General features: G+C 46.5%; 3 protein-coding genes. 1 reads left to right on the forward strand and 2 read right to left on the reverse strand.

Translation table 11 applies throughout. From position 1 onward, the window contains the following. Positions 1 to 40: 40 nt before the first annotated feature. Positions 41 to 1,123 (forward strand): sn-glycerol-3-phosphate ABC transporter ATP-binding protein UgpC, encoded by a 1,083-nt coding sequence (ugpC, locus tag QXF64_00740; protein MEM1689023.1) that lies wholly within the window; start codon positions 41 to 43, stop codon positions 1,121 to 1,123. On the opposite strand, the gene QXF64_00745 is transcribed toward ugpC, so the two are convergent. Both QXF64_00745 and QXF64_00750 read right to left on the reverse strand, forming a co-directional pair. Then, positions 1,116 to 5,384 (reverse strand): amylo-alpha-1,6-glucosidase, encoded by a 4,269-nt coding sequence (locus QXF64_00745; protein ID MEM1689024.1) that lies wholly within the window; start codon positions 5,382 to 5,384, stop codon positions 1,116 to 1,118. The two genes, ugpC and QXF64_00745, sit on opposite strands and share 8 nt — an antisense overlap. Beyond that, complete coding sequence (locus tag QXF64_00750; protein ID MEM1689025.1) at positions 5,381 to 7,423, reverse strand: glucodextranase DOMON-like domain-containing protein; 2,043 nt, start codon at positions 7,421 to 7,423, stop codon at positions 5,381 to 5,383. The genes QXF64_00745 and QXF64_00750 overlap by 4 nt, the downstream gene beginning before the upstream one ends. Positions 7,424 to 7,599: the final 176 nt, after the last annotated feature.

A 7,599-nucleotide genomic window follows, 5' to 3' on the forward strand; every position in this document is an offset into this window, starting at 1 on the left:
TTAATAAATCCCAGTTCTGTGTAAAAATTATTTGATAAACTTGGCAAGCGTTACCCTGGAAAACGTCACCAAAAAATTTGGTCAAGTAACTGCAGTTGATAACGTTTCTTTAGAGGTTAAGGATGGGGAACTCGTTGTTCTTGTTGGGCCGAGTGGATGTGGAAAATCAACCTTGATCAGAATGATAGCAGGGCTTGAGACACCGGACGAAGGAAACATCTATTTAGATGATTTGCTTGTAAACGACTTGCCTCCCAAAGACCGGAACGTTGCAATGGTTTTTCAAGATTACGCTCTCTATCCACACATGACAGTTTTTGAGAATATGGCATTCGCTTTAGAGAATTTTGGATATGATGAGAGAGAAATTCGAAAGAGAGTCAAAGAGGCGGCCCATCTACTGGGAATCGAGAATCTTCTAGACAGGAAACCGGCGCAGTTATCTGGAGGTCAAAGGCAAAGAGTTGCACTTGGAAGAGCCATCGTTCGTGAACCGAAAGTTTTCCTGTGGGATGAGCCGCTCAGCAATATTGACGCAAAACTGAGAGTCGAAATGAGGGCAGAACTGAGAAAGCTTCAGCGCAGGCTCAAGGTGACGACCATTCATGTTACGCACGATCAAGTCGAAGCAATGACAATGGCCGATAGGGTTGCCGTAATGAAGGACGGGAGGATAAGACAATTCGATTCACCGGAAAAAGTTTACAGCAAGCCTGCGGATGAATTCGTCGCGAGTTTCATAGGAAGCCCACCAATGAACTTCTTTGACTGTGTTTTGACGAGAAAGCGAGGAAAGCTCGTTATAGAGGCTGAAGAGTTTGTGTTGGATGTCCCAAGAGAACTGAAAGATATCCTCAAGGGTTTGGTTGGCAAGGAACTGAGATTTGGAATAAGACCCGAGGACATATGCTTTTCGACGAAGAAAGGCGGAATAAAAGCAAAGGTGGATGTTGTTGAGCCATTGGGAGCAGAAGTTCTTGTTCATCTTCTAATCGGCAAATCTCCAGCCATGATGCGGACGGATCCGAAGAGTGCACCGAAACCTGGTGAAATGGTTTTACTCGAGTTCCCATCGGAGAAGTGGCACATCTTTGATAGAAAGACGACAAAGGCGATTATCTGAGACTGAGAAGGATCTTTAAGATTATGCCAGCCACCACTGCGATTCCGATACTTACTCCTATGAATGTGTAGTCGAGCTTGGGTTTTTCTTCGAATATTTCGACCGAATATCCCAAATTGTTCTCTCCTCGATCCCAGACGGTTTCACCTCCGCCAATGGCTTTAATCATGAATGTGAGTTTTACATCCGCGAATGGTCCCAATTCTGCGATCCACCACCCGGTGGTTGGATCGATTTGCATCTGCGTTTCTCCGCTACTACCTTTGTTGGTCCACCAAACGACAAAAACGCTTTCAATTGTCCCTTCGGTCTGGCATGAAACTCGCACGAAATTACCAAAAAGAACATAGCTCGTGTTTTTTATTTTTAGACCGACAGGAGGCAAAGGAGTTCTAACTTTTACAGTCAGAGTTTTCCTCTTTTCTAAAGATCCAGACTTAGCCGTGACTGTTATCTCATAATCTCCGTCTGAGGTTTCCCTTCCAACCGATATGAACAGGCTTGCCGTGAATGGCGGATAGCCATTTTCAGGATAGACCGAGAGCAGAAAACCTGACGGACCGGAAATTTTGAGTTCCACCAGATTTTCATACACCCCCAAATTTTCGATTCTTAACTCCACAGTTTGATTTTCACCTGCTCTCGCCTGAATCTGAGATGGTATGATTTCAAGTCGGAAGTCTGCCACGGGCAGCGCGACCGTATAGTATACAATGACTGTTTTTGTATTAACATCTTTCAGATTTAACCTAAGTTTTTCTCCGTCGACGTGCACTATGTCGTTTTCGCCATCTATTTCCACTGTTACAGCAGGAAGTCCAGCCGGTAGGGTCAGCTCAAGCAGAATCTGTTCATTTTGCGCAGAGATATCGACCTTTTGCATATTTTCATTCCAAGAGTAACTGACCTTCAGCGGCTTCCCTCTCACAATAGTTCTGCCAGAAAGGAGATTCGTGTTCTCAAGAGGTTTAGGAGATATAACTGTATAGTTCTCGAACGGCTTTACCCCGAGGAACACTTGATAATACGTTCTCAAAAATTCTGCAATCGACCAAGCCTGCGTCCAGCAACCTTTTGGCTTATCTCTATCACCATCGCTAATCTCGTGAATGGCCCCAACGTTTGCTTGCTGGAGTAGTTGCTTTTTGAATAAATGAAAGAGATGTGAAGCTTCCCCAAGCTTATTCGATTCTGCCATGACTTCTATCGCAGGACCAGATAACCACGGCCAGACATCTCCGTTGTGATATGCGGGTGGATCCCACGTTTGATCGTCAATTCCAACGTAAAGCGGATCCGCCGGATTTAGCGATCTTACACCATGCGCCGCTATCAGTCCGCTTGAGATCGCAGTTTTAATGGCTTGCTCTATTTTCTCTGAGGGAAGCAAATTCTCGGCTACGGAGATAGCTATTAGAGCGTTCGGTCGGATTCTAGCCACTGCCTGCCCTGCGGGTGTAATATAATCGTTGAGGTATCCTGTCGATTGGTTCCAGAATTTAGCTTCAAAGTTCTTACGCGCATTTTCGGCTATCTCCCACCACTTCGCACTCTTTTGATTTTGTCCCAAAATTCCAGCAATTTTTGCCGCATCATCCAGAGCCTTTATCCACAAAGCCTGTATCTCTACGGGTTTTCCTATCCTAGGATCTCTCGAAGTGTCCATCCAAGTTTCCAAATTGTCACTTCTGACGAAGCCGTCTGTTGGATCACCGTAGACCGCCCAAGTTCTCTCGATCGCTCTTTCGATCACCGGGAAGATGTCGGAGAGAAATCCACTATCTCCACTGTACAGATAATACTCATAGCATCTGATGATGAACCACAAGGTGGCGTCGGAGGTCGTATAGGCGCGCCAGTCACCAATCCTGTTCGGAATGCGACCGTCGCTTTCCCTCTGAAATCCTGCGAAGCTTAGGATTATCTCTTTTGCTTCTTGAAGTCTACCAGTAACGAGTGCAGACCCGCTCAGACTTATGAAAGTGTCTCTTCCCCACCCCTGATTGAACCAAGGAAGACCAGCCCATATCACTTTTCCAAATTCTTCATTCACGATCAAACTGTCAACGGAGGCTACAGCAAGCTTTAGAGCTTTTGTTAATGAAGGATCCGAGGTCTGAATCTCGCATGACTGTATGAGCGAAAGAATTCTGGATCTCTTTGTGTCCAGCAGGTCGGAATAGCTATTGATCGCCGATCTCGCTAAAGATATGGCTTCCTGAGAGGTTTTACCAACAGCAATGGCAAATAGGACATCCCGAGCATTTTCAACGACAAGAGTTCCACTTCTATAAACGTTCCAAAAAATCCGTTGTTTGTTTTCTATTCTCATTTCATCGAAAGGATATTCGTGCGTGGCGCTTCCCCCTCCCGACTGATAGGTGGCTCCTTCTCGACAGGTGATTGCCACATATGCCACATTCTCTCTGTCGGACGCCCTAGAATGAAGTACAAGCACACCATTCTCGAAGTATTCCTCGTCGCTATATGAGATATCCAGAAATGGTGTGAATCTGATGGTAGACTGTGAATCTCCTGCGTATCTTACGAAGAAAACGTTTAGGTTATCTGGAAGGAAAATTTCTTCGGTCCAGCCACCGGCGGATCTGAGCAGTTTGTAAGGCAGATATGTAAAAGTTGATGGGGCGGGCGTAATTCTTTGCCCGCCGATTTCGGTTGCCCAGCTTTCAACGACTCGTTTATTCTTCACAGTAAAACCGGAAAACTGCGAAATTGGCTCACCAGTAGTTGAAATCCAGAGAAAAGAGTCTTTCTTGTTTGTGAAAGTGCAAGCCAAAGACCATTCCGAGTTACCGGTGATTGAAAATTCGGGTTCACCGAATTCTATTGATGAGTTGAGCCACATCGGAAAATTCTCAAAGATTCCCAGTTCGCTTGGAACTTCTCCGGACATCCCCACAGATTTTACCGCGTTTTCGGCAGCTTGGAGCGCAAGATTCAGGGCTGTGTAGCACTTCTGTGCCCAATCCTGAGAATCCCAGAACCAGTAGCAACTTGTTTCTGCCATCGCAAAATATCCCCAAGCCCTTTTCATGTAGCTCTCTGCCAGTGATCCGTAAATTTGAGAATCGATTTGTTTGAGTTGTTGTCTAACCTCCGCAACTCTTTGCCACATCTCTCTGTCTAGCTGGCTACCGGCCCAAGTCGAGAGGTCTAATCTTGCTCCGCCTACTCCCCAGGAGCCGGTTTTTATCTTTATCACGTCGGTCGGGCGGTAGACTTCACGCAGATACTCGCTGATAGTGGTTAACCTTATCCAACCTTCATTTTTGATTCGCTCAAGAAATCCTGGCCAGAACCAGTCGTAATATCCGGCTCCTGCCTGTCGCATCCATCCGTTTTCACCATCGCTTAGTATGACTACGAGGAAAGGTTTGCTCGGATCGTTGTTCCACTGCTGAATTATTCTGAGTTGATCAATCAGGTAAGCCGGATCGAAGCCATCCTGCTGGTTCTGACCGAGCCAGTGCTCCCTTGGAATGACGATTATAAAAACTCCAGCATATTCGGCTAGGTGCGGCCTGAAAGCCAGCTCACAGTATGTTCTGGACCATTTGGTGTTATCCGATCCAATGATGTGAAAGCTGTCGAAAAAGACCCACTCTATTCCAAAACTTTTCAACCATGGGATTATATTTTCGCTGAAGGCGAGTTCGGGTGGAAAGAATCCCTTCGGAGTAACTCCAAAATATTTCTTACACCACGCCAGCATCTTCTGGAAGTGGATTTGTGCATCCTCTCTTTCGATTAGCGGGAATATTGGGTGATAGAAACCATCGATCACGAGTTCCAATCTACCTGTTTGAATCGCCCGTCTGTACTCGTCCCAGATACCCGCCAGACTTGTGTCTTTTGAAACGAAATTCTCTTTTGCCAGAAAATCGAGTTGCCACAGAAGCGAACCCGTAAAGTGGACAGTTATCTTTGCTTCCGGATAGGTGTTTACGAGCGTCGCTGGCCTAAGATAGCAGAAGCCACACTCTTCGAAGACATCTTTAACAGTCATGCTTGAACCAGGACTCGTTGGACTGTTGAAATAATCCCAGCCGATCTGCATTCCAGGATGGTAGATCGGTTGGTGAAAATGAACAGCGAATGCGATGTAAAGGGGGACTTGTGTCTGGCTTTTTGATGGTCTTGGGAGTAGTGCGACAGCACCCAAAAGGACAAGTATAACCAACAGTATCGCAAGTCGCATTCGAATGTTTGTATTATCTCTTGCTGGTAATAAATGTTTCATTTCCTTTTCATCAGTGCAACGGCGGCAACGATTATCACAATCACAATCACACCGATGATCGGAAGAACTGGAATCTCGGTGGGTTTTTCTACGGGCGCTTCGACCTCCGCCACGAGCGGAACCGCAGGCACGACCGTGTATCCCTCAACGCCAAAGGCGTTCGTGTTGAATCCCGAGAGCACGGTTCTTTGATCACGACCAGGTGGCACAATTATGTCTAGAACGTTCGGTGAGACACCGACGGCATATGCGGCCGAGTCAGCGCCCAAAATCTTCCACTCTCTCTCCGCTGGAGTTGCTTCGTTTTCTGGAAGCGCCAATCTCCAGCTCCAATATTCGCTGAAGCCATCCTGTGAGCCAGAAATGATTACCGCGTGCCATTTGTAATCAGTTGGAAGATCACCTAGGTATTGTCTGACAATACTTTTTGGCAAGGAAGCCAAGACCGTTCTCGAAGCCAAGTCGCAGGAGACGGTAAGAACTCCAGTTATGACATCATATTGTCCTGCGAAGACCACCCAATTCCTTCTAGCCTTATGTGGCTTGTAGAATCCGGTTATTTGAATTCCGAAATCCCAAGCGTGGGCTTCTTCTATTTTAATTCTCGGCCCCTCCCTGCTAAATGGTATGGTCTCTCCTCCAGGCTTACAATCCACCCAGACTTCCACGAGTTGATAGGAGAAACCAGCTTCTCCGCTCCACACGTTTCCTCCAAGCCTGTCGGCGGCGAACTCCACGGCGAAATAATAGTTCTGCGCATCCTCGAAAAACATGAATTTTGTGATATCAAACAGACCCGTCTTGCCTTGGAAATATGCGCTTTCCGGATATCTGTAGGTGCCAGGTCCGTAATCATCACCCACTGGGTCGGTAATTTCAACAACTCTTTCTGCAACCCATATCTTGAGCGGAGCAGTGTGCGAAATTGTGCCGTCGCTTGCTCTAACGGTGATTTCATAGATGCCCGAGGTGGTTTCTTTTGCAACTGAGATCGTCAAAGTTGAGGTAAACGGTGGGGTCCCACTGGTTGGACTGAAGTTTACACTAACCCCACTGGGCAATCCTGTTGCTTCAAGCGAAACCGTCTGTGAATATCCGAGGAATCTTTTAACATTAACAGAAACCTGTGCAGACTTTCCGACCTGAATAATCCTGCTGCTAGGTGTTACCGCGATTGTGAAATATGGTCTTCCCGGAATTGGTCCCACGGCTGGAACCCTAGCATAGGTCCCAGTGTTTTCATTGAATCCGAGGAGAACACTCTTCTGAGTCATACCTTCAGGAACAAGTATGTCCATCGGTCTCGGTTCGACTTTTGCAGCCATTACCCTTGATTGCCAAGTTGCTCTGGCAGCATCTGGATCGGGTAACCAGCGAATGAAGATGAGAGATTTTTCAACCATGGCTACCTTTCTCCACGCTCCAAGGTTGTCAGAGCCGACGAGTACTGTGCAATACCAAGGAGCTGATTCACTTGGGGATCCAACGACGGATTTTGGCACGCTTATTTGAACTTTCCCAGTTGCTTGGTTAGCTGTTACGAAGACATCGAAAACTTCTCCCGTTTGCCATCTTCCATGTGTGTTGTATCTTCCGCCGTAATTTCTCGGCCAGCCGTTCGCTCTCACCGCCCACTTCCAGCCATTCTGAATTACGACCTTCGCCGAATCCTCTGTTTCCGTGTCCGAGACGGGGATGACCGACGTGGCAGTCCCTGTTCCATCGTTTACGTAAATCTCTATGAGTTGAATGGAGAATCCATGTGGAGCACCATCTGGGTTCCCGCCGAGATTTTTGAATGTGAGTTCGAAGATTATGTTTGTTCCATCATCCTTGACCGCAAAGTAAGTCAGATCGAAAACTCCAGGAGCAAACTTGGGGTCCTCCGGATACATGAAGTCGTCAATTCCGTGGTCATCATCCTCCGGATCCTCCATCTCAAACAGGACGTTTACAGCTTGAGCTTTCGACGGTCTCGGTAGAATTATGAGCGAGAGCATCAGAAAGCCCACAATCAATATACATATTTCTCTCTTCATTCCCTCCATCTAAAGTATTCTTCTGCGGTTTTTATATCTTTCGAAAAAGTTTCCAGCTTCAGGCGAAACTTTTATTAGGAATATATGGAAAAAATTAAAAGGTGACGTTGAAAAAAATCTTTCCTGCATTTGTTTTTTTGGCGCTTTTCTTTATGGCGCCATTTGCTTCTTCGTCT

The sequence above is a fragment of the Candidatus Hadarchaeales archaeon genome, from assembly GCA_038823825.1.
Lineage (GTDB): Archaea > Hadarchaeota > Hadarchaeia > Hadarchaeales > Hadarchaeaceae > JAVZGN01.

What these genes read in the sequence shown, in the direction of transcription:
- QXF64_00745 (MEM1689024.1), bottom strand. Translation starts at nt 5,384, where the DNA reads ATGAAACATTTATTACCAGCAAGAGATAATACAAACATTCGAATGCGA.
- QXF64_00750 (MEM1689025.1), bottom strand. Translation starts at nt 7,423, where the DNA reads ATGAAGAGAGAAATATGTATATTGATTGTGGGCTTTCTGATGCTCTCG.